We start from the raw sequence: 25,303 nt of genomic DNA, 5'->3' as shown, positions 1-25,303 counted from the left end.
CCTACCCCTGAAGGGTCTGGTGGCGCATGGCCGCCCGGCGCTTCAATTCGAGCTGGTGCTCGCGCAGGATGACGAAGATGCCGGCGGCGACGACGATGGCCGTGCCCACGAGCATGGTCTCAGTCGGCACGTCGCCGAACACGACATAGCCGATGATGAGGCCGAGCACGATCGAGATATACTCGAACGGCGCGATGGTGGAGACGTCGGCGTAGCGATAGCTCGCCGTCAGCAGCAGTTGCGCGATGCCGCCGCAGAAGCCGGCCAGCGCCATCAGGGCGAGCGAGGGCCAGCCGAGCGCGATCCAGCCGAAAGGCAGCGTACCCAGCGAGAAGATCGAGGCGAACAGCGAGAAATAGAGCACGATGGTCGGCGTGCGCTCCGTCTGCACCAGCTTGCGCACCAGAACCATGGCAAAGGAGCCGAGCACGGCGAAGGCCAGCATGGCGAGCGCGCCCATCGCCTCCGAGGAACCGAATCCGCCTTCCCGGAACAGCGTCAGTCGCGGCCAGCTGATGATGGCGACGCCCAGAAGACCCACCAGCACCGCCGTCCAGCGATAGATGCCGACCCTCTCCTTGAGGAACACCGCGGCGACGACGACGGTGACGAGCGGCAGCGCGTAACCGAGTGCGATCGATTCCGGCAGCGGCAGGTGCACGAGGCCGTAGAAGCCGAAGCCCATGGAGAGGATACCGACAAAACCCCGCTTGAAATGGCCGAAGATGTCGTTGGTGCGGAAGGCGTCGCGCAGCTGGCCCTGCACGGCGAGGAAGACGATGATCGGCACCATGGCGAAGGCCGAACGCAAAAACGTGATCTGTCCCGCCGGAATATCCTTGCCGGCCGCCTTGATGAGCGCGGACATGCAGAGGAAGATCACCACCGAGAAAACCTTGAGTGAAATGCCCCGCATGGGGTTGGGGTACGGCATGTCCATGGAGAACTCGTCACGGCCGGCGGGCCGTGGCATCAGGCGGTTGAGGAGAGACCGGAGAACCGATTCAGGCTGGCGGCAAGTCTATCCGGATCGGCCGGCGGATGGGATCAATTCTGGTGATGCGTCACGGATAATTTTGATCGGATCCGCGGGAGGGATGCCTGTCCCGGCAAAACGCAAATTTCCGGTTTTCGGAGGAGCCTGGAAATGAGATGTTAAGCCAATAAGCCTATCAATCCAGGGAATTCGGGGGCAGACCGTCCGTATCGCCCGTAGCGTTGCACCAAAACGATACGGCCCGGACGGCAAGGAGCAGGACATATCATGCGGACAGAGAACGGCCGGATCATCCATCTGGCAGACTATCGCCAGACCGACTTCGTTCTCGAGCGCGTCGACCTGACCTTCGAACTGGACCCGACGGAAACCAAGGTCGAGGCGCGGCTGATCTTCCACCGCCGCGAAGGCGCCGATCCCGCCGCGCCGCTGGTGCTCGACGGCGACGAACTGGTCATGACCAGCCTGCTCTTCGACCAGATGGAGATGGACGAGGCGCGCTACGACGCCACGCCCGACAGCCTGACGATCCGCGACCTGCCGGCGACGGACCCCTTCGAGATCACCATCACCACGATGATCAACCCGGAGGCCAACACCCAGCTGATGGGCCTCTACCGCACCAACGGCGTCTACTGCACCCAGTGCGAGGCCGAAGGCTTCCGCCGCATCACCTATTTCCCCGACCGGCCGGACGTGCTCGCCGTCTATACGGTCAACATCATCGCCGACAAGGCGAGCTGCCCGTTGCTGCTGTCCAACGGCAACTTTTTGGGCGGCGCCGGCTACGGCGAAGGCAGGCATTTCGCCGCCTGGTTCGACCCGCATCCGAAGCCCTCCTATCTCTTCGCGCTGGTCGCCGGCGATCTCGGCGTCGTGGAGGACACGTTCACCACCATGTCCGGCCGCGAGGTGACGCTGAAGATCTATGTCGAGCACGGCAAGGAGCCGCGCGCGGCCTATGCCATGGACGCGCTGAAGCGCTCGATGAAGTGGGACGAGGAGGTTTTCGGGCGCGAATACGACCTCGACATCTTCATGATCGTCGCCGTCTCCGACTTCAACATGGGCGCCATGGAGAACAAGGGGCTCAACGTCTTCAACGACAAATACGTGCTCGCCGACCCCGAGAGCGCCACCGACCAGGACTATGCGAATATCGAGGCGATCATCGCCCACGAATATTTCCACAACTGGACCGGCAACCGCGTCACCTGCCGCGACTGGTTCCAGCTCTGCCTCAAGGAAGGCCTGACGGTCTATCGCGACCACGAATTCTCCGCCGACCAGCGCTCGCGCGCGGTCAAGCGCATCGCCGAGGTACGGCACCTGAAGTCCGAGCAGTTCCCGGAGGATGCCGGCCCCCTCGCCCATCCCGTGCGCCCGACGAAATACCGCGAGATCAACAACTTCTACACGACGACCGTCTATGAAAAAGGCTCCGAGGTGACGCGCATGATCGCGACCATCGTCGGCAAGGACGGCTTCAAGAAGGGCATGGACCTCTATTTCGAGCGGCACGACGGCGATGCCGCGACGATCGAGGATTTCGTCGAATGCTTCGAGGCGGCGAACGACGTCGACCTCTCGCAGTTCTCGCTCTGGTACCATCAGGCCGGCACGCCGCTCGTCAGCGTCTCGTCGAGCTACGACCAGGCGAAGGGTGCGTTCGCGCTGTCGCTGGAGCAGATGATCCCGCCGACGCCCGGCCAGGCCGCGAAGGAACCGATGCACATTCCGCTGCGCTTCGGCCTCCTCTCCGCCGACGGCACGGAAGCGCTGCCGAGCGCCGTCAGCGGCGCCGACGTGACCGGCGACGTGCTGCATCTCCGGGAGCGCCGCCAGACGGTGACCTTCTCCGGCATCGCCTCGCGCCCGGTCGTCTCGCTCAACCGCAGCTTCTCCGCGCCGATCAACCTGCATTTCGAGCAGGCGCCCGCCGACCTTGCCCATATCGCCCGCCACGACAGCGATCTCTTCGCCCGCTGGCAGGCGCTGAACGACCTCGCCCTGCCGAACCTCGTCGAGGCCGCGCGCAAGGCACGGGCCGGTGAGACGGTCGAGACGAACCCGGTCCTCGCCGACACGCTGATCGCCATTGCCGGCGACGAGACGCTGGAGCCGGCCTTCCGCGCGCAGGCGCTGGCGCTGCCCTCCGAATCCGACATCGCCCGCGAACTCGGCAGCAACAACGACCCGGACGCCATCCGCGCCGGCCGCGAAGCCGTGCTCGCCTTCGTGGCGAACCGCGACCCCGCCGTCTTCGCCGCGCTCTTCGAAGGTCACCGCACCGCCGGCACCTTCACGCCGGATGCGATGAGCGCCGGCCGGCGGGCGCTGCGCAATGCGGCCCTCGCCTATCTCGCCGTGGCCGACGGCACGCCGGCCCGCGCCGCGGAGGCCTTCGCGGCGGCCGACAACATGACCGATCTCAGCGCCGCGCTCACCGTGCTCGCCCATCGCTTCCCGGACGCGCCGGAGGCGGCGGCAGCGCTCGAAACCTTCCGCGCCCGCTTTGCCGACAATGCGCTGGTCATCGACAAGTGGTTCTCCATCCAGTCGACCATTCCGGGCGACGGCGCGCTGGACCGCGTCAGGGCGCTGATGGAAAGCCCGCACTTCAACAGGGCGAACCCGAACCGCGTGCGCGCGCTCGTCGGCACCTTCGCCTTCTCGAACCCCACCGGCTTCAACCGGGCGGACGGCGCCGGCTACCGCTTCCTCGCCGAGCAGATTCTTGAGATCGACCCGAAGAACCCGCAGCTCGCCGCCCGTATCCTCACCTCCATGCGCTCCTGGCGGGCACTCGAGGACGGCCGTTCGGACCATGCGCGCAACGCGCTGCGCACGATCGCGGCGGGCGAAAAGCTGTCTTCCGACGTTTCGGACATCGTGGAGCGCATGCTGAAGGGCTAAGTGGCGCGCGGATGGCTACCCCCCTCTGCCCTGCCGGGCATCTCCCCCTCAAGGGGGGAGATCAGCAGGACGCTGGGACATTGCTCAAGCCGCGACGTTTATGATGAGCGAAACGTCGCCCCATCCAATCTCCCCCCTTGAGGGGGAGATGCCCGGCAGGGCAGAGGGGGGGATAGCGGCACCACGCCGGACCGCCCCCCCAATTTCCCAACCATAAGAAATGGTTAAGACTTGGTTACCTTTTCCGCTGGACAAGCCGAATCACAATTGATTCATTAAGGCAGATTCGGGCGAGCGGCGCGCCGAATCACGAGAGGGTACAAGGTTTAAGACTATGACGGACGCGCAACGAGGACGCGCAGCCGGCGGGTGGACTCACCTCAATTTTCCGGGAATGGCGGCCTGGGAAAGCGAGCTGACGGGACAGGCGAAGATTTTCGCCGGGCCTGCCGCGCGGCATCTGACACGGGCCGAGCCCGTGCTGAAGCGGTCGATACCGATCCTGATCATCGCCTTTCTGTTCGTTGTGGCCATCTCGCGCATGGCCGGCATCCTGGTCGAGCACGACCGGATGGAGACCAGCGTCAAGGACACGACGTCGCTGACGGCAATGGCCGCCGAGGCGGTGTTCTCCGGCCCGATGGCCGAGAGCCTGGCGAAATCCGACCGCATGGCGGTCGAGGCGGCGCTTTCCCTGCATCTGCCGCAGGATCGCATGCAGCCGGGCGGGCTTGTTCTCTTCGTGGCGGAGAAGGGCCAGGTCTTCGGCGCCTCGCTGGGCGCGGCGCGCTATGTCGGCCTGTCGCTCGCGCGGTTCTCTCCGGAGCTGGCGGCGATCCAGTATTTCGGCGATCCGGCCGGCGTCTTCCGCGCCCGCATCGGCGATGAGGACTACTACGCCTCGCTCGTGCAGATGCCGAAGAAGGGCGGCTTCATCATCGTCGCCAACCCGCTCGGGCAGCTCGCGACGTTCTGGCGCGACGAGGTGGCGCTGAACGTCACGCTGTTTTCCGGCATTTCGGCGATCCTGCTCGTCATCCTCTATGCCTATTACATCCAGGCGAAGCGGGCGCGCGACGCGGACGCGATCTTCGCCGAATCGAACCTGCGCGTGGAGACGGCGCTCGCCCGCGGCCGCTGCGGCCTCTGGGATTTCGACCTCTCGAGCCGGCGGCTGTTCTGGTCGCGCTCCATGTATGAAATGCTCGGCATGCCGGCGCGCGACAGCGTGCTCTCCTTCGGCGATGCCGCCCGGCTGATGCACCCCGACGACGACGGCATCTACCAGGTCGCCCGGGCCGTCGCGCGCAGCGAGGCCAAGCAGGTGGACCAGGTGTTCCGCATGCGCCATGCCGAAGGCCACTATGTGTGGCTGCGCGCCCGCGCCCAGCTCATCCGCATGGCCTCCGGCCGCATGCACATGATCGGCATCGCCATGGACGTGACCGAGCAGCACCGGCTCGCCCAGCGCTACCAGGAAGCCGACCAGCGGCTCGCCGACGCCATCGAATGCACCTCCGAGGCCTTCGTGCTGTGGGACAAGAGCGACCGGCTCGTCATGTGCAATGCGCACTACCAGCAGGCCTACGGCCTTCCCGACGACGTGCTCGTTCCGGGCACGGACCGGGCGACGGTGCATGCCGCCGCGGCCCGGCCGGTCATCGAGCGGCGCATCGCGGATGCGGACGGCGCGGGCGTCTCGCAGACCAGCGAGGTACAGCTTGCCGACGAGCGCTGGCTGCAGATCAACGAGCGGCGCACCCGCGACGGCGGCCTCGTCTCCGTCGGCACCGACATCACCATGATGAAGCGCCACCAGGTGCGCCTGCGCGAATCCGAACGCCGCCTGATGGCGACGATCGGCGACCTCTCCGCCTCGCGCGCCAAGCTGGAGCGGCAGAAGGCCGAGCTTTCGCTCGCCAATGCCAACTACCAGGCGGAAAAGGACCGTGCGGAGGCGGCCAACCGGGCCAAGTCCGAATTCCTCGCCAACATGTCGCATGAGCTGCGCACACCGCTCAACGCCATCCTCGGCTTTTCCGAGATCCTGCAGAACCAGATGTTCGGCCCGCTCGGCTCGGACAAGTACCGCGAATATTCCCGCGACATCCACGAGAGCGGCAAGCACCTGCTCAACGTCATCAGCGACATCCTCGACATGTCGAAGATCGAGGCCGGCCACATGCGCATCAGCTGCGAGACGGTCGACCTGTCGCCGCTGATCGAGGAGACGCTGCGCCTCACCATGCTGCAGGCGGAGAAGAAGCACATCGAGGTGCGGCAGGCCTGCCCGGGCAACCTGCTGACGGTCGCCGACCGCCGCGCCATGAAGCAGATCCTGCTGAACCTCCTGTCGAACGCCATGAAGTTCACCAATCCCGGCGGCAGGGTGGAGGTGCGGGCACGCAGGGTGGACGGCGCCGTCACGCTGACGATCGCCGACACCGGCATCGGCATCCCGAAATCCGCGCTGCAGAAGATCGGCCAGCCCTTCGAGCAGGTGCAGAGCCAGTATGCCAAGAGCAAGGGCGGCTCCGGCCTCGGCCTCGCCATCTCCCGCTCGCTCGCCCACCTGCATGGCGGGGCCATGCGCATCCACTCCGTCGAGGGCAAGGGCACGATCATCTCCGTGCGCATCCCCGACCGGGAACGGCTGGCGGCGCTGCATCTGGCGGCGGCCTGAGGGCGACGGCGCGAGGACGCTCCTCTCTGCCAAGCCGTCCCCTGACCGCAGAACCATCACCTTTGGAAGGAAACCGTCGCCCCATCCCCTTCTCCCCCGCGGGGAGAAGGTGCCGGCAGGCGGATGAGGGGGATGGCGAAGGCGTAACCGATCCGTCCGAGCCCCCCCCTCATCCGACCCTTCGGGCCACCTTCTCCCCGCGGGGGAGAAGGGAAGAGTGGCACCGTCGAACTCCATAGACGATTGCCCCGTCCTTGTGGCGGAAATGCCGGGCAGGGCAGAGGGAGGTAGCGCTTATCCCTTCACCACCCCCTGAAAGATCTTCCGCACCGCCTTGGAGACGCGCCTTATATCCGCCTCCAGCGCGCGCACGTCCGGGCAGTCGCCGGCGCGGCAGACGAGGTCGACGAGGCCGGCGGGGGCCTCCTTCGGGTCGAAGCCGCCATCGACGCTGAGGCGCACGATCTGGGAGATCTCCGTATAGAGGGTGAGCGCCCGCTGCACCGTGTCGAGATCGTTCGGGTCCATCATGCTCTGTCCGAGCAGCGCCAGCGCATCGCCCGTCGGCAGCGCCCTTTCCGGCTGCGCGGCGCCCCGCGCCGGCGCCACCAGCGCGAGGAACTGGGCGATGAACTCGATGTCGATCAGCCCGCCGGCAATCAGCTTCAGGTCCCAGATATCCTTCGGCGGCTTCTCCTCGTCGATCAGCGTCCGCATCTCGAGCACATCCTTGGCGATCTTGCCCGCATTGCGCTTACGGGCGAGCACCGCGCGGAAGATCTCCTCCGCCTGCCGCATCAGGCTCTCGTCGCCGCAGAGCACGCGGGCGCGGGTCAGCGCCATGTGCTCCCAGGTCCAGGCCTCCTCCGCCTGGTACTTGGCGAAGGCGGTGATGCGGGTGGCGACCGGCCCCTTGTTGCCGGAGGGGCGAAGCCGCATGTCGACCTCGTAGAGCACGCCTTCGGCCGTCGGGGCGGAGAGCGCCGCGATCAGCCGCTGCGTGATGCGGGTGAAATACTTGACGTTGTCCAGCGGCTTGGCGCCGTCCGATTCGAAGGCGTCGCTGTCGTGGTCGTAGAGCAGGATGAGGTCGATGTCCGAGCCCGCCGTCAGCTCGAAACTGCCGAGCTTGCCCATGCCGACCAGCGCGACGCGCCCGCCGGGAAACCTGCCATGCGCCGCCTCGACCTCCTCCAGCACCGCCTTGAAGGCCGCCTGGACGATGAGATCGGCGACATGGGTGAAGGCGCGGGCGGCCTGCTTTCCGGTGATCGCGCCGGTCAGAAGGCGGATGCCGATAAGGAAGCGCTGTTCGGCGGCGATGATGCGCAGGCGATCGAGGATCTCCTCGTAATGCCGCGCGCCGGAGACGAAGCCGTCGATGCGCTCGGAGAGATAGGCGCGGGTCGGCAGTTCGGCGAGAAGCCCCGGATCGAGCATGCCGTCGAAGACATGGGGCTTTGCCGCGATCACCTCGGCAAGGCGCGGCGCCGACGACATGATGTTGACGATGAGGGAGAGCAGCGCCGGATTGTTGCCGAGCAGCGAGAAGAGCTGGATGCCCGCCGGCAGGCCGGAGATGAAATTGTCGAAGCGCAACAGCGCCTCGTCCGCCCGCTTGCTCTCGCCGAAGACGCGCAGCAGCTCCGGCGTCAGCTCCGTCAGCCGTTCGCGCGCCTCGACGGACTGCGTGGCGCGGTAGCGCCCGTAGTGCCAGGTGCGGATGGTGCGGGAAATGTCGGCGGGGCGCTCGAAGCCCAGGCGCTTCAGCGTCTCCAGCGTGTCCGGATCGTCCTTCTGGCCGGTGAAGACGAGATTGCCGGTCTCCGAGGAGAGCTTCGCCTCCTGCTCGAAGAGCGCCGCATAGCGCCGCTCCACGGTCTTCAGCACCTCGACCAGCCGGGCGGAGAAGGCCGCGGTGTCCGCAAAGCCCAGCATATAGGCGATGCGCTTCAGCTCGGCCTCGGTTTCCGGCAGCACATGGGTCTGCTCGTCGCGCACCATCTGGATGCGGTGCTCGACATCACGCAGGAACCAGTAGGCCTGCGTCAGTTCCTCGGCGGTCGCCGCGTCGATCCAGCTCGCCCTAGCAAGTTCCGCCAGCATCGGCTCGGTGGCGCGCAGGCGCAGCGCCGGGACGCGCCCGCCGGCGATCAGCTGCTGGGTCTGCACGAAGAACTCGATCTCGCGGATGCCGCCGCGGCCGAGCTTGACGTTGTGGCCCTTCACCGCGATCTCGCCGTGCCCCTTGTGCACATGGATCTGCCGCTTGATCGAATGGATGTCGGCGATCGCCGCATAGTCGAGGTACTTGCGGAAGACGAAGGGCGTGAGCTCCTTGAGGAAGGCTTCGCCGGCCCTGAGGTCGCCGGCAACAGGCTTTGCCTTGATGAAGGCGGCCCGCTCCCAGTTCTGCCCCCTGCCTTCGTAATAGAGCATCGCCGAATCGACCGAGATGGCGAGCGGCGTGGCGCCGGGATCGGGCCGCAGCCGCAGGTCCGTGCGGAAGACATAGCCGTCCGCCGTCCGCTCCTGCATGATGCGGATCAGCCGGCGCACGAGGCGGGAAAAGGTCTCGACGGCCTCGCTCGGATCGACGGCGATGCCGGCCATCGGATCGAAGAAGACGACGAGGTCGATATCGGAGGAATAGTTGAGCTCCGCCGCGCCCAGCTTGCCCATGCCGAGCACGATGAGGCCGGAGCCCTCGCTCGGGCGGGCGGGATCGGGCAGCGTCAGCTTGCCGCTCTCATGCGCCGATAAAAGCAGGTGGTCGATGGCCGCGGACGTCGTCGCCTCGGCGAGATCCGTCAGCAGCGCCGTGGTGCGCCGCGCGTCGAAAATGCGGGCAAGGTCGGCAAGGGCGGTGAAGAAGGCGACCTCGCGCTTGGCGCGGCGCAGCCGCGTCATCAGCACGGCCTCCGTCACCTCGCCGTCCTCCGTCCGCCAGGCCTTGCGGGCGCCGTCGATAGCGGCTTGCACCGCGGGCAGGATCGGCTCTTCGAGCGCGCGGGCGAGCAGGCCGGGATCGATGCGGGCCGTGTCGCGCAGATAGGGCGAGAGCGACAGGGTGGCGACGATGAAATCCTTGAGCGGCCCCTCCTCGCCGAGAAGCCGGGCGATGGCGGCGTGCTCCCTGCCCCAGTCCTTGAGATCGGACAGGACAGACTTGACCTCCGCCTGGCTGAGAGCCCGTACGGGGCTTGCCGAAAGATCGGAAAACCGCGTCGTTTCCGCTGCGCTCATGATGCCTCCTCACCGCATCCGGCCGATGAAAGGCCGGCGCGAAAAGATGTATCAGTCCGCAACGACGGGGAAAACCATCCTGACGGTCAGCCCCCGATTGTTTTCCCGCTCCGGATGGGTCGCGTCGAGCTCCAGGCGGCCGTGATGCATTTCCATGACGGCGCCGGCCAGCGAGAGGCCGAGGCCCGTGCCGGGCTTGGAACGGCTGGCATCGAGCCGCACGAAACGCTTCACCACGTCCTCGCGCTTGTCGTCGGGCACGCCCGGGCCGCTGTCGGCGACCGAGAGCACGACCTCGCCCTCCCGCCGTTCGAGGGAAATGCGGATCTCGGGTTCGCCCCCGCTGCCCTCGGCATATTTAATGGCATTGTCGATAAGGTTGCCGAGCGCCTGGCCGACGAGCTCGCGGTTGCCCTTGACCTCGACGCCGTCGGCGATGGCGGTCACCAGCGTGAGGCCGCTGTCCTCGGCCACCGGCTCGTAGAGCTCGGCGCTGTCCTGGGCGATGCCGCTGATGTCGATCGCGCTCATCTCGGCCGGCGCCTGTCCCGCCTCGACGCGGGAAATCATCAGGAGCGCGTTGAAGGTGCGGATGAGCTGGTCGGATTCCCCGATCATCTCCTCCAGCGCCGTGCGGTAGTCGGCCCTATCGCCGCCGGCAAGCGCCGCCTCCGCCTTGTTGCGCAGCCGGGTGAGCGGCGTCTTGAGGTCATGCGCGATATTGTCGGAGACCTGCTTCAGGCCCTCGTCGAGCTTCTCGATGCGGCCGAGCATGGTGTTGAGCGATTCCGACAGCCGGTCGAACTCATCGCCGGAGCCGCTGGTCGGCAGGCGCTGCGAGAGGTCGCCCGCCATGATGCGCTGGCTGGCGCCGGACATGCGGTCCATGCGCTTCAGCGCATTGCGCCCGATCAGGTACCAGATGGCGAGCGCCCCGAAGCCCATGACGCCGAGCGCCACCATCAGCGCCTGGCGCACCAGATAACGGAAATTCTCGGGCTCGCCGAGATCGCGGCCGACGAGCACGCGCAGGCCGTTGGTGAGCACGATGACCTGCGCATAGGCCATCGGGCGGTTGTTGCCGCGCGTCTCCTCCTGGTAGCGCTGGTAGCGGAAGGGCGTCTCCGTCCAGCCCTCGGTATCGAGCACGCCGGGCTGCAGCGACGCCACGTTGCCGGCCAGCACCTCGCCCGTCGGGCTTGCGATGATGTAGAGATTAGCGCCCGGCTGGCGCGAGCGCCGTTCCAGCGTGCGCAGGAGGCCGTTCATGCCGTTGCCTTCGAAGACGCGCTCGATCTGCTCGACCTCCTGCGCCACCGCCTCGCGCATCTGCTGGCGCAGCAGCCGCTCCGACATGGAGGAGACGTAGAAGACGAGGAAGGCCGCGCACAGGGCGAACAGCAGCAGATAGACGGCGGAAAGCCGCACCGCGGTCGTGCGATAGAGGGCGGTCAGCCTGCCGAGCATTCGATGCATGGGGTCAGCCCGCCGCCTCGTCCTTCATCATGTATCCCGCGCCGCGCACGGTGCGCAGCAAAGGCTGGTCGAAGTCCTTCTCGATCTTCGAGCGCAGCCGCGAGACATGGACGTCGATGACATTGGTCTGCGGGTCGAAATGATAGTCCCAGACATTCTCCAGGAGCATGGTGCGCGTCACGACCTGGCCGGCATTCTTCATCAGATATTCGAGCAGGCGGAACTCGCGCGGCTGGAGCAGGATCTCCTTGCCGGCGCGCTTGACCGTGTGCGACAGCCGGTCGAGCTCGAGGTCGCCGACACGGTAGACCATGTCCTGCTCCGGCGTGCCCTTGCGCCGCCCGAGCACCTCCACCCGCGCCAGAAGCTCGCTGAAGGCATAGGGTTTCGGCAGGTAGTCGTCGCCCCCGGCGCGCAGCCCCGTCACGCGGTCGTCGACCTGGCCGAGCGCGGAGAGGATGAGCACGGGGGTGTGGATGTTGCGGCGGCGCAGCTCCGAGATCAGCGACAGGCCGTCGCGGCGCGGCAGCATGCGGTCGATGACCAGGACGTCGTAGCTGTTCTCGGTGGCGAGGAAGAGGCCGCTTTCGCCGTCGCTCGCATGGTCGAGCACGATGCCCGCCTCGCGAAAGGCCTTCGAGAGATAGGCGGCCGCCTCCAGATCGTCTTCCACAATCAATATCTTCATCGTGCGGACCTTACAGCATGTTCGGCGGGACTTGGCCAGAGTGCCGTGTCCCGATATGGCAGCGCCGCGAAACCTTGCGATTTCGCGGCGCCGAAAAGCGGATTACGGAGCCGCTCAGCCCTGGTCGATCGGCAGGGCCAGGAAGCGACTGCCGTCATTGGTCTCGATCTGGAACAGCGCCTTGGAGCGGCCGTCCTTGCGGGCATTGTTGATGACCTTCACCACGTCGTCGGCAGACTTCACGGCCTGGTTGTTGACGGAGGTGATGCGGTCGCCTTCCTTGAGGCCGCGGTCGCTGGCGTCGGAGTCCGGATCGACGGAGGAGACCGTCAGACCGTCGTCGCCCGGCGTGACCGAGATGCCGAGATCGGCAAGCGCCTGCTCGCTGGCGGGCGCTTCCGGCTCGACTTCGTCCGTGCCCGTCGCGGCCTGGATCTGCTCGCCGGCAAGCGTGCCGATCTCGACCGCGATCGTCTCGGACTTGCCGTCACGCCAGACCGAAAGCTCCACCGTCTTGCCGGGCGCGATGTCGGCCACGCGGCGGGCAAGGTCACGCGGGTTCTTGATCGGCTCGCCATCGAGCGCCGTGATCACGTCGCCCTTCTTGATGCCGGCCTTGGCACCGGGCGAATCGGCCTGCGGTTCGACGACGAGGGCACCGGCGGCGTCCGCAAGGCCGAGCGAATCGGCGATGTCGCGGCTCACCGGCTGGATCTGCACGCCGAGCCAGCCGCGGTCGACCTTGCCGTCCTTCATCAGGTCGGCGACGACGCCCTTGGCGACGGAGGCGGGAATCGCGAAGGCGATGCCGACATTGCCGCCGGACGGCGAGAAGATCGCGGTGTTGATGCCGACGACCTGGCCGTTGAGGTTGAAGGTCGGGCCACCGGAATTGCCGCGGTTCACGGCGGCGTCCACCTGCAGGTAGTCGTCATAGGGGCCGGAGCCGATGTCGCGGCCGCGGGCCGAGATGATGCCGGCCGTCACCGTGCCGCCGAGGCCGAACGGGTTGCCGACGGCGACGACCCAGTCACCGACGCGGATCTGGCTGTCATCGGCGAAGCTCACATAGGTGAACTTGCGCTTGTCCTTCTCCTCGACCTTCAGGACGGCGAGGTCCGTGCGGCTGTCCTTGCCGACGAGCTTGGCGTCGAGCTCCGTGCCATCGTTCATCACGACCGTGAAGGCGGTGCCGTCATTGACGACGTGGTTGTTGGTGACGATGTAGCCGTCTTCCGAGATGAAGAAGCCGGAGCCCTGCGAGGTCGGGCGCAGATGCGGCTTGCGGTCACGGCCGCGGCGGTCGCCGCGTTCACCGAAGCGGCGATCCGGCCCGCGGTCGCCCCGGAACTGGTCGGGGCCGCCGAACTCACGGAAGAAGCGCTTCAGCGGATGATCGTCGGGAAGCTCGTCGAAGCCGCGGCCGCCGAAGTTGAAGCTGAAGTTGCTCTCGTCATTGGCCGGCTTGACATCGGACTGGACGCGAACGGAAACGACGGCCGGCGAGACGGCCTCCACGACGTCGGCGAAGCTCGCGACCTGCGGGCCCTGCACCGACACGGCTTCTGCAAAACTCTCGGTGACGCGCGCGGGAATGCCGGTCGCAAGCATGACGGCCGCAAGCCCGGCGACGGTGGTCGTCTTCAGGACGGTCTTGAGGCCTGGACGGAATGCTGAAATCTTGGACATTCTTTGCACCTTTTCTCTCACTTCATGGCTGCGTGCGGCAGCCGATGAGCAAGAGATAGGCGCGTGCACATTACAGCGCACTATCCGCGGCATGAATTTTTGGTAATGTTGGGAAGAAGGAATTAGGCAGTAGGCAGTAGGCAGTAGAAATATCTCCTTCCCTACTGCCTATTGGCTACTGCCTAATTCCTCATCCCCATTTCCTCACTCCAGAGCCTTTTCCAGCTCGGCCTTCTCCGCCTCCGAAAGCGGCGTTCCCGTCGGCTTGCCGCTGCGCTTGCGCACGAAAAGCACCATCGCCGCCGCGCCCGCGAGGAAGAGCACGATCGGCGCGCCCCACAGGAGCAGCGTCTCGCCGCGCAGGCGCGGGTTCAGCAGCACGAATTCGCCATAGCGCGAGACGACGTATTCGATCACCGCCTCGTCGCTGTCGCCGTTCTTCAGCCGCTCGCGCACGAGAAGCCTGAGGTCGCGGGCAAGCTCGGCATTGGAATCGTCGATCGACTGGTTCTGGCAGACCATGCAACGCAGCTCGGCCGACAGCGCCCGCGCCCGCGCCTCCAGCGCCGGATCGGCCAGCACCTCGTCCGGATTGACCGCGAAGGCCGGAAAAGCGGCAAGCAGGAAGGCCGAGGCGAGGAGCAGGCGGCGCATCATTCCGCCGCCTCCAGCGCCGGCTTGACCTTGCGAACCTTCTGCGGCGCCCCGACGCGCAGCCGCCGGTCGCACAGCGACACGATGCCGCCCGCCATCATGATCAGCGTGCCGATCCAGATACAGAGGATCATCGGCTTCCACCAGACGCGCACGACGATGCCGCCGTCGGCCATCGCATCGCCGAGCGAGACATAGAGCTGGCTGAGCCCGAAGGTGCGGATGCCCGCCTCCGTCGTCGGCATGCGACGGGCGGAATAGAGCCGCTTGGAGGACCAGACGTCGGCGACGATCACGCCGCCGCGCGCCACCGTGAAGTGGCCGGATTCCTCGGAATAGTTCGGCCCCTGCCCGCGGCGCATGCCGTCGAAGGTCAGCGTGTAGCCGCCGGCCTCCACCTGCATGCCGGGCTTCATCTCGACGACATGCTCGGTCTCGAACGCCGTCACCGCGATGACGCCGATCACCGTCACGCCGATGCCGATATGGGCGAGCGCCGTGCCGAAGGCCGAGCCCGGCAGGCCGATGAAGCGGCGGACGGCGACGTTGCGCGCCACCTTGCCGATGCCGGCCCGCAGCCACAGGTCGGTGATCGCGCCCGCGATCATGTAGAAGCCGATGGCAAGGCCGAAATAGGCGAGCACCGGCCCGCCGTTCTGGATGTAGAGAACCACCGCCGCGCAGACGAGGCCGATGCCCGCCGCCGCAAAGAGGCGCTGGCCGGCGGCGAGCACATCACCCCGCTTCCAGGCGAGCAGCGGGCCGAACGGCACCGCCAGCAGCAGCGGCAGCATCAAGAGGCCGAAGGTGAGGTTGAAGAAGGGCGGGCCGACGGAGATCTTCTCACCCGTCAGCGCTTCCAGCACCAGCGGATAGAGCGTGCCGGTCAGCACCGTGGCGGCCGCCGTCGTCAGGATCAGGTTGTTGAGGACGAGCGCGCCCTCGCGCGAGATCGGCGCGAAAAGCCCGCCGGCCTTCAGCGTTGCCGCCCGGAAGGCGAAGAGCGACAGCGCGCCACCGATGAAGAAGACCAGGATGGCGAGGATGAAGACGCCGCGCGTCGGGTCGGTGGCGAAGGCATGCACCGAGGTCAGCACGCCCGAGCGCACCAGGAAGGTGCCGAGCAGCGACATGGAGAAGGTGAGGATCGCGAGCAGCACCGTCCAGATCTTCAGCGCCTCGCGCTTTTCCATGACGAGCGCCGAGTGGAGGAGCGCCGTGCCGGCGAGCCAGGGAATGAAGGAGGCGTTCTCCACCGGGTCCCAGAACCACCAGCCGCCCCAGCCGAGTTCGTAATAGGCCCAGTAGGAGCCCATGGCGATGCCGGCGGTGAGGAAGCTCCAGGCCGCCAGCGTCCACGGCCGCACCCAGCGCGCCCAGGCCGCATCGATCCGCCCGTCGATCAGCGCCGCGATGGCGAAGGAGAAGCTGACGGAGAAGCCGACATAACCGAGATAGAGCAGCGGCGGATGGATCGCGAGGCCGATGTCCTGCAGAACGGGATTGAGGTCCTGCCCCTCGGCCGGCGCCGGCTGGAGCCGCAGGAACGGATTGGAGGTGAGCAGGATGAACAGCGCGAAGGCCGTCGAGATGAAGCCCTGCACGGCCAGCACGTTGGCGCGCAGCCGCTCGGGCAGGTTGGCGCCGAAGGTGGCGACGAGCGCGCTGAAGAAGACGAGGATGAGGAGCCAGAGAAGCATCGAGCCCTCATGGTTCCCCCAGACCCCGGTGATCTTGTAGATCATCGGCTTCAGCGAATGCGAGTTCTGCCAGACATTGCCCACCGAGAAATCGGAGACGACATAGGCGAAGGTCAGCACCGAGAAGGAGAAGAGCACGAGCAGGAAACCGGCCAGCGCCGCGGCGGGCGCCACGGCCATCAGCGCGCGGTCGCCCCGGATCGTGCCGACCAGCGGCAGGATCGACTGGACGATGACGGTCGCCAGCGCCAGGATCAGGGCATAGTGTCCGAGCTCGATGATCATTTGATCGTTTCCTTGCCGGATAGTTCGACGCCCTGCGCCTTCAGGCGATCCGCGACGTCCTTGGGCATATAGGTCTCGTCGTGCTTGGCGAGCACCGTGTCGGCCAGGAACAGCCCGTCCGTGCCGAACGCGCCTTCCGCCACCACGCCCTGCCCCTCCCGGAAGAGGTCGGGCAGGATGCCCGTATAGGTCACCGGCACCGTCGCAAGCGTGTCCGTCACCGTGAAGGTGATGGTCGAGCCCTCGCCGCGCTTGACCGTGCCGGACTCCACGAGCCCGCCGAGGCGGATGCGCGTTCCCGGCGGCACGTCGGCCTTGGCGAGATCGCCCGGAACGTAGAAATAGGCGATCGACTGGCTGAAGGCGAACATGACGAGCAGCACCGCCGCCACCAGGAAGGCGATGCCGCCGCCGATCACTGCCAGACGTTTCTGCTTGCGTGTCATGGTCCGCTGCCCTCAGCCGAAATCGATAGGTCCCGGGCAAGCGCCAGAAGCTGTTTGCCGTTGTCGCTGTCGGCCGGGAAGGTCTTCAGCGCCGTCTCTAGCGCGGCTTCGGCCTTCGGCCTTTGATCCAGCACAACATAGGAACGGATGATGCGCATCCATCCTTCGATATTGTCGGGATTTTCCTCAAGCTTCGCCGCAAGGCTCTCGACCATGCCCGATATCATCTGCTGGCGGTCGCCCGCCGACATGTCCTGGGCGGCCGCCATGTCGTCCGCCGTCGGATTGCCGAGCGCGCCACCGCCGCCGCCCTGCCCCTCGGCAAGCCCGGCAATATGCCGGTTGACGAGCGGCAGCCAGGGCGCATCGGCCGGCGCTTGCTTCGCCAGGGCCTCGAAGGCGGCGCGCGCCTCGGCGCGCTTGCCTTCCTGCTCCAGCGCCAGCGCCAGATAGTATTCGGCGCGCGGATTGTCCGCCTTCAGCGTCAGCGACTGTTCCAGCCGGGCGCGCGCCTCGGCGGTCACGATGCCGTTCGACTGGGCGATCAGCGTTTCCGCATAGCCGTCCAGCCGCTCCGTCGTCGGCCCGAGCAGGCGGATCGCCTGGGAGAAGGCGTTCGCCGCATCCTCCACCCGGCCGCTGCGATAGTAGATCGGCGCCAGAAGGTCCCAGCCCGCGCCGTCGTCGGGATTGCGCGCCAGATGGTTCTCCGCCTTGGCAATGAGGATGGAGATGTCGTTGCCGGGATTGGCAAGGCGCTCTGCGAGCGGCTGGGCCGGAAGATCCGGCCGGCCGGTCGCCACGTAAAGACAGAGGCCGATGGTCGGCAGCAGCACGATCACGAAGACTTGCGCCAGCCGGTTGCGGCGCCCGGCCGGGCCCGCCCCGCCCTTCGCCTCGGCCTTGCTGGCCGCGATCAGCCGGCGTGCGACCTCCGCCCTAGCAAGCTCGGCCTCGTTCGCGCCGATGAGGCCGCTCGCCTCGTCGCGCTTCAACTCCTCGAGCTGGTCGCGGTAGACCTCGACGTCATGACCGGCGTCACCCGCTGCCGCCGGAGGGCGGCGCAGCAGGGGGAGAAGCAGAACGGCGGCCACGGCGGCCGTCAGGATGGCGACGAGAATCCAGAAGAACATGACCGTTCAAATACTGGAACGCGCGACCGTTTCCAATTCCCCAGGGAACAATGACGTGAATTTGAGGCGTTTCGCCGCAACCGTCGAACGGTCAGGCTTGCGCCAACGCATGCCCGCCCCTTTTCGGTGAACCGGATGGCGCCGGAAACAACAATGCTAGGACAGCGGCGCCCAGGCCCCGTCCGCGTTGCGGCAGGCCGCCCCGCGCGTTGCGGTGTCCCGGCCGTCCACGGTCAGCGTGTGGCTGTACTGCCGGCAGTTCTGCGAGCCGACCTGGTAGGGCGCGGCCGCCACCACCGATCCGCTGACGCCCCTGCCCTGCCAGACGACCGGCTGGCCGCCGGGCGCGGCTTCCAGCGCACGGTACTCGGCTTCCAGCGCCCGCTGCATGTCCGCCTTGGAGAGCTGCGCGCCGCCGGCATTGCGGCTGACGAGCCCGCCCTGCAGCGCGGTGATATAGACGCCCGCTCCGGTCGGAACGGCCGTGCCGGCGGTCCCGGCAGCGCCGCCCGATGTGGTCGTGCATCCCGAAACCGTCGCTGTTGCCAGAAGGAGGGGGAAAAAGGCGCCGCGCAAACCCGTCTTCATCCGCTGGGACCGTCTCTCTTCATGAGAGAGCGCTTTCACCCGCCGGCGAAAACGCTCTGATCTTGTGTTCTGCCGCAATTCCGGGTGCAAAACCGCTTCGCGCTTCTGCCGGAACTGCTCTCGCTTTCCGTTTCCACGCGACTGCGGCTGCAAAACCGCCTCGCGCTCCTGCTGGTCTCGTCCCGGAAGCGATACGCCCGCCCGGCACGTCGTCCATCCCGCGATCCTCATCGTCGCGAGCCCCTCCCTTGTTGCATTGTCCGCCGTCTCAGGCAACATCCTTTGTGACGGCCGGCAGGACGAGCCGCGCCAGCAGCCCGCCGCGCGGCCCGCGCGAAAGCCCGAAGGTTCCCTGGTATTCCGAGGCGATCTCGCTGACGATGGAAAGGCCGAGCCCGGTGCCCGGCTTGCTCTCGTCGAGCCGCTTGCCGCGCTTCATCGCCTCGCGGATCTCGTCCGGCTCCAGCCCCGGCCCGTCGTCCTCCACCTCGATGACGATCCAGTTCTTGCGCGCATCGTCATTGCCGCGCACCTCGGCCGGCGCCATCAGGGCGCGCACGGCCACCGTCGTGCGGGCATAACGCGCGGCGTTTTCCAGAAGGTTGCCGACCGTCTCCTCGACATCCTGCTGCTCCATCGCCAGCACGAGGCCCGGCGGATCGACGGTCAGCGGAAACTGGCATTCGGCGTTGAGCCGCCGCATCACGCGCACCAGCCGCTCCAGCACGGCCTGCGCCTCGGTGCGTGCGAGCACGGATTCGCGCTGGGCGGCGATGCGGGCACGGTTGAGATAGGACTGCACCTGGCTCTGCATGGCTTCGGCCTGCGTGCGCACGAGATCGCCCTGCGGGGCGGCAAGCAGCCGCGATTCGTTGAGGAGAACCGCGATCGGCGTCTTCAGGGAGTGCGCCAGGTTGCCGACCTGCATGCGCGCCCGCTCGACGATGCGTCGGTTGCTGTCGATCAGCGCGTTCACCTCGCTCGCCAGGGGCAGGATCTCCCGGGGAAAATCGCCGTCGAGCTGCTCGCTCTCCCCCGCGCGGATCTTCTCCAGCGCCTTGCGCGCCCGGTCGAGCGGCTTCAGGCCGATGAGGATCGCCGCCGCGTTGAGGAGCAGGCTGCCGACGCCGAAACCGGCCAGCGCGATGTAGAGGCTGCCGGAAAAGTCGTCGATGTCGCCCTCCAGCACGTCACGGTTGCCGACGACGCGGAAACGCGCCGTGCGCCCCTCGTCGTCGAGCACCACTTCCGTCTCGCCCACCTCCACCTCGTTGCCGAAGGAATCGATGGTCGTGTAGAAGCGCTCGTAGCGCGTGTCGAAGGGAATGCTGTCGGTATCGGGGATCGGAATGCTCCCCGTTCCGAGCGAGGACGAGGTCAGCGTCTCGCTTGCCAGCGCCCCGCCGATCGGCTCGACCACCCAGTACCAGCCCGATTGCGGCTGGAAGAAACGCAGGTCCCCGAGCTGCGGCGTGCCGGTCAGCCGCGTCTCCTCGTCCGCCGAAACGGAGTTGATGACGTTGTAGAGCTGCGCGCGCAGGAGATCGCGAAAGCTCTTCTCCGCGCTCTGCCGGTAGAGCGTCGAGATGACCACGGCGATGACGATGAGCGCGACCGCCGCCCAGAGCGAGGCGAGAAGAAGAACGCGGAAGGTGAGCGAGCGGGAGCGCCTGGCGTTATTTGCCATTGGCGGGGGCTTGCATCCGGTAGCCGAGGCCGCGCACGGTCTCGATCAGGTCGACGCCGATCTTCTTGCGCAGGCGCCCGACGAAAACCTCGATCGTGTTGGAATCGCGGTCGAAATCCTGGTCGTACATATGTTCGACCAGCTCGGTGCGCGAAACCACCTCGCCCATGTGATGCATGAGGTAGGAAAGCAGCCGGTATTCGTGCGAGGTCAGCTTCAGCGTCTCGCCGTTGACCGTCGCCTTGGAGCCCTTCGTGTCGAGCCGCACCGGCCCGCAGACGATGTCGGGGCTCGCATGGCCCGCCGCGCGGCGGATCAGCGCCCGGATGCGCGCCAGCACCTCCTCGACATGGAAGGGCTTTGCCACATAGTCGTCGGCGCCGGCGTCGATGCCGGCCACCTTGTCGCTCCAGCGGTCGCGGGCGGTCAGGATGAGGACGGGCATGGCCTTGCCGTCGGCGCGCCATTTTTCGAGGACGGTGATGCCGTCCATTTCCGGCAGGCCGATGTCGAGGATGATGGCGTCATAGGGCTCGGTGTCGCCGAGATAGTGGCCTTCCTCGCCATCGAAGGCCTGGTCCACAACATAGCCTGATTCCTTCAAGGCCTCGCTGAGCTGCCGGCTCAGATTGACGTCGTCCTCGACCACCAGGATACGCATTCGCCCTCTTTCCTATCTCTCTCGTCCCATCACGAACGGCCGGCGGCCCTACATCGGCACGCGCACGGTCACCTTGCGCGGCCGGGCATTGCCCTTGCCGGGCACGAGCACCGTCACCACGCAGGTATCGCCCTTCGGCTGCGCCGAGAGCAGTTCGCCCCCCGTCTGGGCAACCACCTGCGCAGCCGCGTCGCTGCAGTCGCCGGCGACCGCGACGACATCCCGCGCGGTGCCCGTCTCGACGGGCCCCGGCAGGATCAGGCTGGCCGCAAGCGCGGTTATGAGAAGTGGCGAGGCCATGAATGTACTTTCAGGTGCGGATCAGTGTGATGCAAGCAATAAACGATCCACGCTGAATGGCAAATGAATGCCTTGTGGATCGTCAAGCCGCCTCACCGCACCCGCCGGCGCGCGGAAATCCGCCCGTAAAGCGCGACGAACCCGCCCAGCGTGCCCACCGCCGCCACGAGGAGATCGGCCAGTTCCCCTTCGTCACCCGCCGTCACCTCGACGCCCGCCGCATTGGCGAGCGAGGCGAGGATCGCGACCAGCGCGCCCCAGACGGTGCGCGACCGGTACCAGGCTTTCGTTTCGTCATTCATCGGTTTTCCTTTCTGTCAGAGAAGGATCGTCGCCCGCGCCGGCAGGCCGAGCGGGATGGCCCGGCCGAGCTGGCGCACGCGGATGGAGAGCGCGGCCTGCGGCGCGCCGAAATCGGCAAGCTCCTGGTCGGCGGGATAGGTGAAGGCCGGCGCCGCGATCTCGACGCTGCGCACCGGCACCGCGCCGGAGAGGATGTCGAGGCGATAGGCCTCCGCCGGCTCGTCGAGCGGGATCTCGGCGGCAAGCCAGCTGTCCGAATCGATCCGCCCCCGCCGGATCCACGACAAGCGCACGGCGCCGTCGACGTCCCGCCGGCCGCGCAGATGCACCGGCGCCAAGGGCGTCAGCGCCCGCTCGCCGCCGGCAAAGGCGAAGGGACCCGCCTGTCCCGGCGTCATGCCGACAGGCTCGACGAGCCAGTTGGAGAGCCGCCCCACCTCCTCCACGTCGAGACCGAGCGGCAGCACCGCATCGTCCAGCACCACCGCCCGCGTCCCGGCCGCATGGCCGGACGCCATGGCATCCTCGGTGCCATGCAGGGCGCGCAGCAGCCGGGTGAGTCGCCAGCGCCCCGGCGCGACCTCGCTCGCCCCGGCAAAACCGACGATTTCCCAGGCCCCGCTGCCGGCTCTGAGCGCAAGGCGGTTGGCGCCGTTCAGCATGGCCAGCGTGTCCACCGCGGAAAGCCCGCCGAAAGGCAGGTCGAGCATGATCGCCCGCCCCGGATCGAACCGCCCGGCGACGCCCGCCGCCAGCGGCTCGACCAGCGTGCCGATCCGCGCCGGCCGGTCGAGCCGTACGCGGCTGCGATAACCTTCGCTGCCCTCCGAACTCGACACGATCATGGAGCGCCAGGGATGCGCATAGGCCGCGACACGCGCAAAATCCTGCGCCCCGCCAGACCCGAGGACCGGCAGGTCGAGGAAAACGACGTCCGGCGCAAAGGCGTCGCCCACCCCGCTCGCCGGCCGCGGCCGGCCGTCCGGCAGCAACGGCGCCGGGCTGTCCCCCGCCGCGATCGCCCGCGCCTCCACCTCCCGCACCAGTCCGTCGGTGATGCCGGTGATGAGAAAGCGCCCCTCCGGCCCGTCGGCCAGCCGCACGATGTCGCCCGGCGTCACACCCATCGCGGTCGGCGGCAGGCGGAAGGTGAGCCGGCGCTGCCCCGCCCGCTGGTCGCGCAGCGCCGTCTCGACGCTCGCCGCGGCCGCCCCCGCATGTAGCACCGCCGGCAGCGCCAGCCGCAGCACGCGGTCGTTCTCCCCTGCCATGCGGCGCGAGCGCGCCGTCACGCGCGAATAGGTGCCCGAATCGTCGAAATGGTCGAGGATCGCCTCGCCCGCGAAATCGCTGATATGCCCGCGGCTCTCCTCGAACAGCACCTCCTCCGGCCGCTCGGCAAGAAGGCCGATCTCCGCCGGCGGCAGCGCGGATTTCAGCCGCGATCGGAAGACCAGCCTGCCGTTCGCCTCCAGCGCATCGATCTGGAACGCTTCCATCAGCGGCTCGATCAGCGCGCGCGCCGAGGTCTGGTCCGCCTGCACGAAACCGGAGAGATCGCCGGCAACGCCCGAGACGTCGAAATCGTGGAACCCGTGATCCTTCAGGATCGCCGCGATGACATCCGCCACCGTCCCGGCCCCGAGCCGCGCGTTCAGCCAGTGCCCGCGCTGCCAGTTGAGCCCGTCCGACCAGAGTGCGGTATCCTCGGGAAAGGCCGGATAGGGCCGCGCATCCCAGGTCCAGAGGAAGACATGGCCCGGATCGACCATGCCGGCCTCCGGCCCGCTGCCCTGCCACCAGCCGTGGTGCGCGTCGAGGAAGCGCCGCTGCACCGCGTCGTTGCGCGCCCCGCCGGAATGATAGGGCAGCGCGTTCTCCGAGCTTTTCGGATCGACGAAGACGTTCGGCTGGTTCGCCCCCTTGTCGACCGCCGGGCAGCCGAGCTCGGTGAACCAGATCGGCTTGGAGCGCGGCACCCAGGCGGTGTGGCCGGAAAGCTCCGCCCCGCCCGGCCCGCGCTCGTAGTGGCGATTGCCCCACCAGTTCTCGAGGTCCTTGTAGCGGAACACCCAGGGCTTTCCCGCCATGCCGTCGGTGATGGGCACGCGCTCGCGCGCCGCCCGCGCCGCCGCGTCGGGATAATACCAGTCGAACCCCTCGCCGCCGGTGATCATGGCGCGCATGGCCGCCATGTCCTCGGAATGGCGAAACGCGTCCGGATTGCCGGCCAGCGTATCGGCATTCTGCCAGTCGGAGAGCGGCATGTAATTGTCGATGCCCACCGCATCGATCGCCGGGGAGGCCCAGAGCGGGTCGAGATGATAGCGCACCTCGCCGCTGCCGCCCGGCGGCTGGTAGCCGAAATATTCGCTCCAGTCGGCCCCGTAGGTGATCTTCGTGCCCGGCCCGAGGATCGCCCGCACGTCGCCCGCAAGCGCGCCAAGCGCCTCGACGAAGGGAAAGGCCCCGCTCCCGTCGCGCAGCCAGGTCAGCCCGCGCATTTCCGAGCCGATCAGGAAGCCTTCCACCCCGCCCGCCGCCTTCGCCAGCAGCGCATAATGCAGGATCAGCCGCCGGAACCCCTCGTCGCCGGCGGGGCCGGCGATCTCCTCGCCCGAAACGGAAAAGCTCCCCGCCCCGGCCGCGCCGACAAAGGCGTTCACCTGGCCGCGCGCCGAAGCGGTTCCCTCGGCGGATTGTGGATGGCAGGTGATACGCCCGCGCCAGGGATAGGGCGCCTGCCGCACGTCGCCATAGGGGTCCGGCAGCGCGTTGTCGGCCGGCACGTCCATCATCAGGAAAGGGTAGAGATAGACCTCGATCCCGCGCGCCCTCAGGTCGCGGATGGCCGCGATCACGCTCGCATCCGAGGGCGTGCCGCCATAGGCCGGCCGACCCTCGACGCGGCTCACCACATAGGCGTCCGCGCGCGCGATGCCGCAGACCTTCCACGGCCGGCTCTCCTCCAGCCGCTCGGACACCTCCACCCCCGGCAGGATGCGGCACTGGCCCGCCCGAAGGTCCGTGCCGAACCAGGCGACCACCAGCCCCACCCGTTCGAGGCCGGGGCACAGCGCCTGCAATTCGTCGATCGAGGCCACCCAGTCCGTCGCCGCCACCAGCGTGTTGCGGTTCAGGTTGCGCGCCTTGCCTTCGGAAATCTTCTCCGTCACCAGTTCGGGGTCATAGCCATGCTCGCTCGATCCCGGAATGACCGTCACCGCCCGGACCTTGCCCTCCAGCGAGCCGACCGGCTTCAGCACCTCGAACTGCAGGATGGGGATGCGGTTGCCGAACGTGTCGAGCGGCAGCCGCTCGAAGACGACATAGGCAAGCCCGCGATAGGCCGGCGCGTTGCCCGCCCCCTGCTTGGCGAGGATCAGCGGATCGGGCGCCTGATCGGCGGTGCCGCGATGGACGCGCATCTCGATGCCGGTCAGGTCGATCTCCCGCCCGTCCGCGAAGACGCGCCTGACGCCGGCGATCGGCCCTTCGCACACGCCGACGGCGAAGTTGGCGAAATAGCTGAAGGTCTCGACCCGCGGCCCGCTCGCCTTGCCGCCGCTGCGCTCGACGGAGACGTCCTCCTCGAAGCGCGTCGCCCAGATCAGCGTGCCGCCGACACGCGCCGTGCCGTAGACGCGGCTCATCGCCGTGCCTTCCTCCGCCCCCGGCACGCGCCCGTCATTGAGCCGCGCGCCGGGAATCGTCGTCATGCCGTTGATCAGCGAGCGGTCGACCGCCGAGCCCGCCAGCGCCCCGACGGCCCGGCCGAGCATGGCGCCGAACGGCCCGAAGAGGCCGCCGAGCGTCGCGCCCGCCGCCTGGAAGAGAAGTGTCGCCATGGC

17 protein-coding genes are annotated in these 25,303 nt (G+C 67.6%); 2 read left to right on the top strand and 15 right to left on the bottom strand.

Translation table 11 applies throughout. The features are described 5' to 3' along the window. Position 1: 1 nt before the first annotated feature. A complete protein-coding gene (locus tag MUU56_RS24975; protein ID WP_244769981.1) occupies positions 2–940 on the bottom strand; it encodes a DMT family transporter in 939 nt (312 codons plus the stop codon). A 324-nt stretch (positions 941–1,264) separates the two neighbouring features. On the opposite strand from MUU56_RS24975, the gene pepN reads away from it, so the two are divergent. Further along, positions 1,265–3,913, top strand: coding sequence for an aminopeptidase N (gene pepN / locus MUU56_RS24970; protein ID WP_244769980.1), 2,649 nt, complete (start codon positions 1,265–1,267; stop codon positions 3,911–3,913). 334 nt (positions 3,914–4,247) lie between these two features. Further along, positions 4,248–6,596: a PAS domain-containing sensor histidine kinase gene (locus MUU56_RS24965; protein WP_244769979.1), complete on the top strand. Its 2,349-nt coding sequence runs from the start codon at positions 4,248–4,250 to the stop codon at positions 6,594–6,596. 294 nt (positions 6,597–6,890) lie between these two features. Here MUU56_RS24965 and MUU56_RS24960 read toward each other — a convergent pair whose 3' ends face one another. From MUU56_RS24960 to MUU56_RS24895, 14 genes are all read right to left on the bottom strand, one after another. Further along, entirely contained in the window at positions 6,891–9,842 is a 2,952-nt protein-coding gene (locus MUU56_RS24960) for a bifunctional [glutamine synthetase] adenylyltransferase/[glutamine synthetase]-adenylyl-L-tyrosine phosphorylase (protein ID WP_244769978.1), read from the bottom strand. Positions 9,843–9,893: 51 nt separating this feature from the next. Continuing rightward, the gene (locus MUU56_RS24955) at positions 9,894–11,309 is read right to left on the bottom strand and encodes an ATP-binding protein (RefSeq protein ID WP_244770104.1); all 1,416 of its coding nucleotides are present in this window, start codon (positions 11,307–11,309) and stop codon (positions 9,894–9,896) included. 13 nt (positions 11,310–11,322) lie between these two features. Further along, on the bottom strand, positions 11,323–12,006 hold the full coding sequence (locus MUU56_RS24950; RefSeq protein WP_064329523.1) for a response regulator transcription factor: 684 nt from the start codon (positions 12,004–12,006) through the stop codon (positions 11,323–11,325). 114 nt (positions 12,007–12,120) lie between these two features. Then, positions 12,121–13,695, bottom strand: coding sequence for a Do family serine endopeptidase (locus MUU56_RS24945; RefSeq protein ID WP_244769977.1), 1,575 nt, complete (start codon positions 13,693–13,695; stop codon positions 12,121–12,123). A gap of 204 nt (positions 13,696–13,899) precedes the next feature. After that, positions 13,900–14,352, bottom strand: a complete 453-nt coding sequence (locus tag MUU56_RS24940) for a cytochrome c-type biogenesis protein (RefSeq protein ID WP_244769976.1) — start codon at positions 14,350–14,352, stop codon at positions 13,900–13,902. Further along, the gene (locus MUU56_RS24935) at positions 14,349–16,334 is read right to left on the bottom strand and encodes a heme lyase CcmF/NrfE family subunit (RefSeq protein WP_244769975.1); all 1,986 of its coding nucleotides are present in this window, start codon (positions 16,332–16,334) and stop codon (positions 14,349–14,351) included. Before MUU56_RS24935 ends, MUU56_RS24940 begins: the two co-directional genes overlap by 4 nt. Continuing rightward, positions 16,331–16,780, bottom strand: coding sequence for a cytochrome c maturation protein CcmE (gene ccmE, locus MUU56_RS24930; protein WP_244769974.1), 450 nt, complete (start codon positions 16,778–16,780; stop codon positions 16,331–16,333). The genes MUU56_RS24935 and ccmE overlap by 4 nt, the downstream gene beginning before the upstream one ends. Then, entirely contained in the window at positions 16,777–17,913 is a 1,137-nt protein-coding gene (gene ccmI / locus MUU56_RS24925) for a c-type cytochrome biogenesis protein CcmI (RefSeq protein ID WP_244769973.1), read from the bottom strand. The genes ccmE and ccmI overlap by 4 nt, the downstream gene beginning before the upstream one ends. 156 nt (positions 17,914–18,069) lie before the next feature. Beyond that, on the bottom strand, positions 18,070–18,501 hold the full coding sequence (locus MUU56_RS24920; RefSeq protein ID WP_244769972.1) for a hypothetical protein: 432 nt from the start codon (positions 18,499–18,501) through the stop codon (positions 18,070–18,072). Between the two features lie 268 nt (positions 18,502–18,769). Then, the gene (locus MUU56_RS24915) at positions 18,770–20,188 is read right to left on the bottom strand and encodes an ATP-binding protein (protein ID WP_244769971.1); all 1,419 of its coding nucleotides are present in this window, start codon (positions 20,186–20,188) and stop codon (positions 18,770–18,772) included. Next, positions 20,178–20,849, bottom strand: a complete 672-nt coding sequence (locus MUU56_RS24910) for a response regulator transcription factor (protein ID WP_244769970.1) — start codon at positions 20,847–20,849, stop codon at positions 20,178–20,180. Before MUU56_RS24910 ends, MUU56_RS24915 begins: the two co-directional genes overlap by 11 nt. Before the next feature lie 48 nt (positions 20,850–20,897). Further along, positions 20,898–21,149, bottom strand: a complete 252-nt coding sequence (locus MUU56_RS24905) for a hypothetical protein (protein WP_244769969.1) — start codon at positions 21,147–21,149, stop codon at positions 20,898–20,900. A gap of 92 nt (positions 21,150–21,241) precedes the next feature. Then, positions 21,242–21,451 (bottom strand): hypothetical protein, encoded by a 210-nt coding sequence (locus MUU56_RS24900; RefSeq protein ID WP_244769968.1) that lies wholly within the window; start codon positions 21,449–21,451, stop codon positions 21,242–21,244. A gap of 15 nt (positions 21,452–21,466) precedes the next feature. Beyond that, positions 21,467–25,300 (bottom strand): baseplate multidomain protein megatron, encoded by a 3,834-nt coding sequence (locus tag MUU56_RS24895; protein ID WP_244769967.1) that lies wholly within the window; start codon positions 25,298–25,300, stop codon positions 21,467–21,469. Positions 25,301–25,303: the final 3 nt, after the last annotated feature.

Origin of the sequence: Shinella yambaruensis, assembly GCF_022899355.1 — a bacterium.
Classification (GTDB): domain Bacteria; phylum Pseudomonadota; class Alphaproteobacteria; order Rhizobiales; family Rhizobiaceae; genus Shinella; species Shinella yambaruensis.
Note: the sequence above shows the minus strand (reverse complement) of the source record. Positions and strands in the feature narration are given on the sequence as shown.

Bases quoted from the DNA above. Each gene is read 5' to 3' on its own strand.
- MUU56_RS24940 (WP_244769976.1), bottom strand. From the start codon at position 14,352: ATGATGCGCCGCCTGCTCCTCGCCTCGGCCTTCCTGCTTGCCGCTTTT.
- MUU56_RS24895 (WP_244769967.1), bottom strand. From the start codon at position 25,300: ATGGCGACACTTCTCTTCCAGGCGGCGGGCGCGACGCTCGGCGGCCTC.
- ccmE (WP_244769974.1), bottom strand. From the start codon at position 16,780: ATGACACGCAAGCAGAAACGTCTGGCAGTGATCGGCGGCGGCATCGCC.
- MUU56_RS24955 (WP_244770104.1), bottom strand. From the start codon at position 11,309: ATGCTCGGCAGGCTGACCGCCCTCTATCGCACGACCGCGGTGCGGCTT.
- MUU56_RS24915 (WP_244769971.1), bottom strand. From the start codon at position 20,188: ATGGCAAATAACGCCAGGCGCTCCCGCTCGCTCACCTTCCGCGTTCTT.
- MUU56_RS24960 (WP_244769978.1), bottom strand. From the start codon at position 9,842: ATGAGCGCAGCGGAAACGACGCGGTTTTCCGATCTTTCGGCAAGCCCC.
- MUU56_RS24975 (WP_244769981.1), bottom strand. From the start codon at position 940: ATGGACATGCCGTACCCCAACCCCATGCGGGGCATTTCACTCAAGGTT.
- ccmI (WP_244769973.1), bottom strand. From the start codon at position 17,913: ATGTTCTTCTGGATTCTCGTCGCCATCCTGACGGCCGCCGTGGCCGCC.
- MUU56_RS24965 (WP_244769979.1), top strand. From the start codon at position 4,248: ATGACGGACGCGCAACGAGGACGCGCAGCCGGCGGGTGGACTCACCTC.
- MUU56_RS24935 (WP_244769975.1), bottom strand. From the start codon at position 16,334: ATGATCATCGAGCTCGGACACTATGCCCTGATCCTGGCGCTGGCGACC.
- pepN (WP_244769980.1), top strand. From the start codon at position 1,265: ATGCGGACAGAGAACGGCCGGATCATCCATCTGGCAGACTATCGCCAG.
- MUU56_RS24900 (WP_244769968.1), bottom strand. From the start codon at position 21,451: ATGAATGACGAAACGAAAGCCTGGTACCGGTCGCGCACCGTCTGGGGC.
- MUU56_RS24920 (WP_244769972.1), bottom strand. From the start codon at position 18,501: ATGAAGACGGGTTTGCGCGGCGCCTTTTTCCCCCTCCTTCTGGCAACA.
- MUU56_RS24910 (WP_244769970.1), bottom strand. From the start codon at position 20,849: ATGCGTATCCTGGTGGTCGAGGACGACGTCAATCTGAGCCGGCAGCTC.
- MUU56_RS24945 (WP_244769977.1), bottom strand. From the start codon at position 13,695: ATGTCCAAGATTTCAGCATTCCGTCCAGGCCTCAAGACCGTCCTGAAG.
- MUU56_RS24905 (WP_244769969.1), bottom strand. From the start codon at position 21,149: ATGGCCTCGCCACTTCTCATAACCGCGCTTGCGGCCAGCCTGATCCTG.
- MUU56_RS24950 (WP_064329523.1), bottom strand. From the start codon at position 12,006: ATGAAGATATTGATTGTGGAAGACGATCTGGAGGCGGCCGCCTATCTC.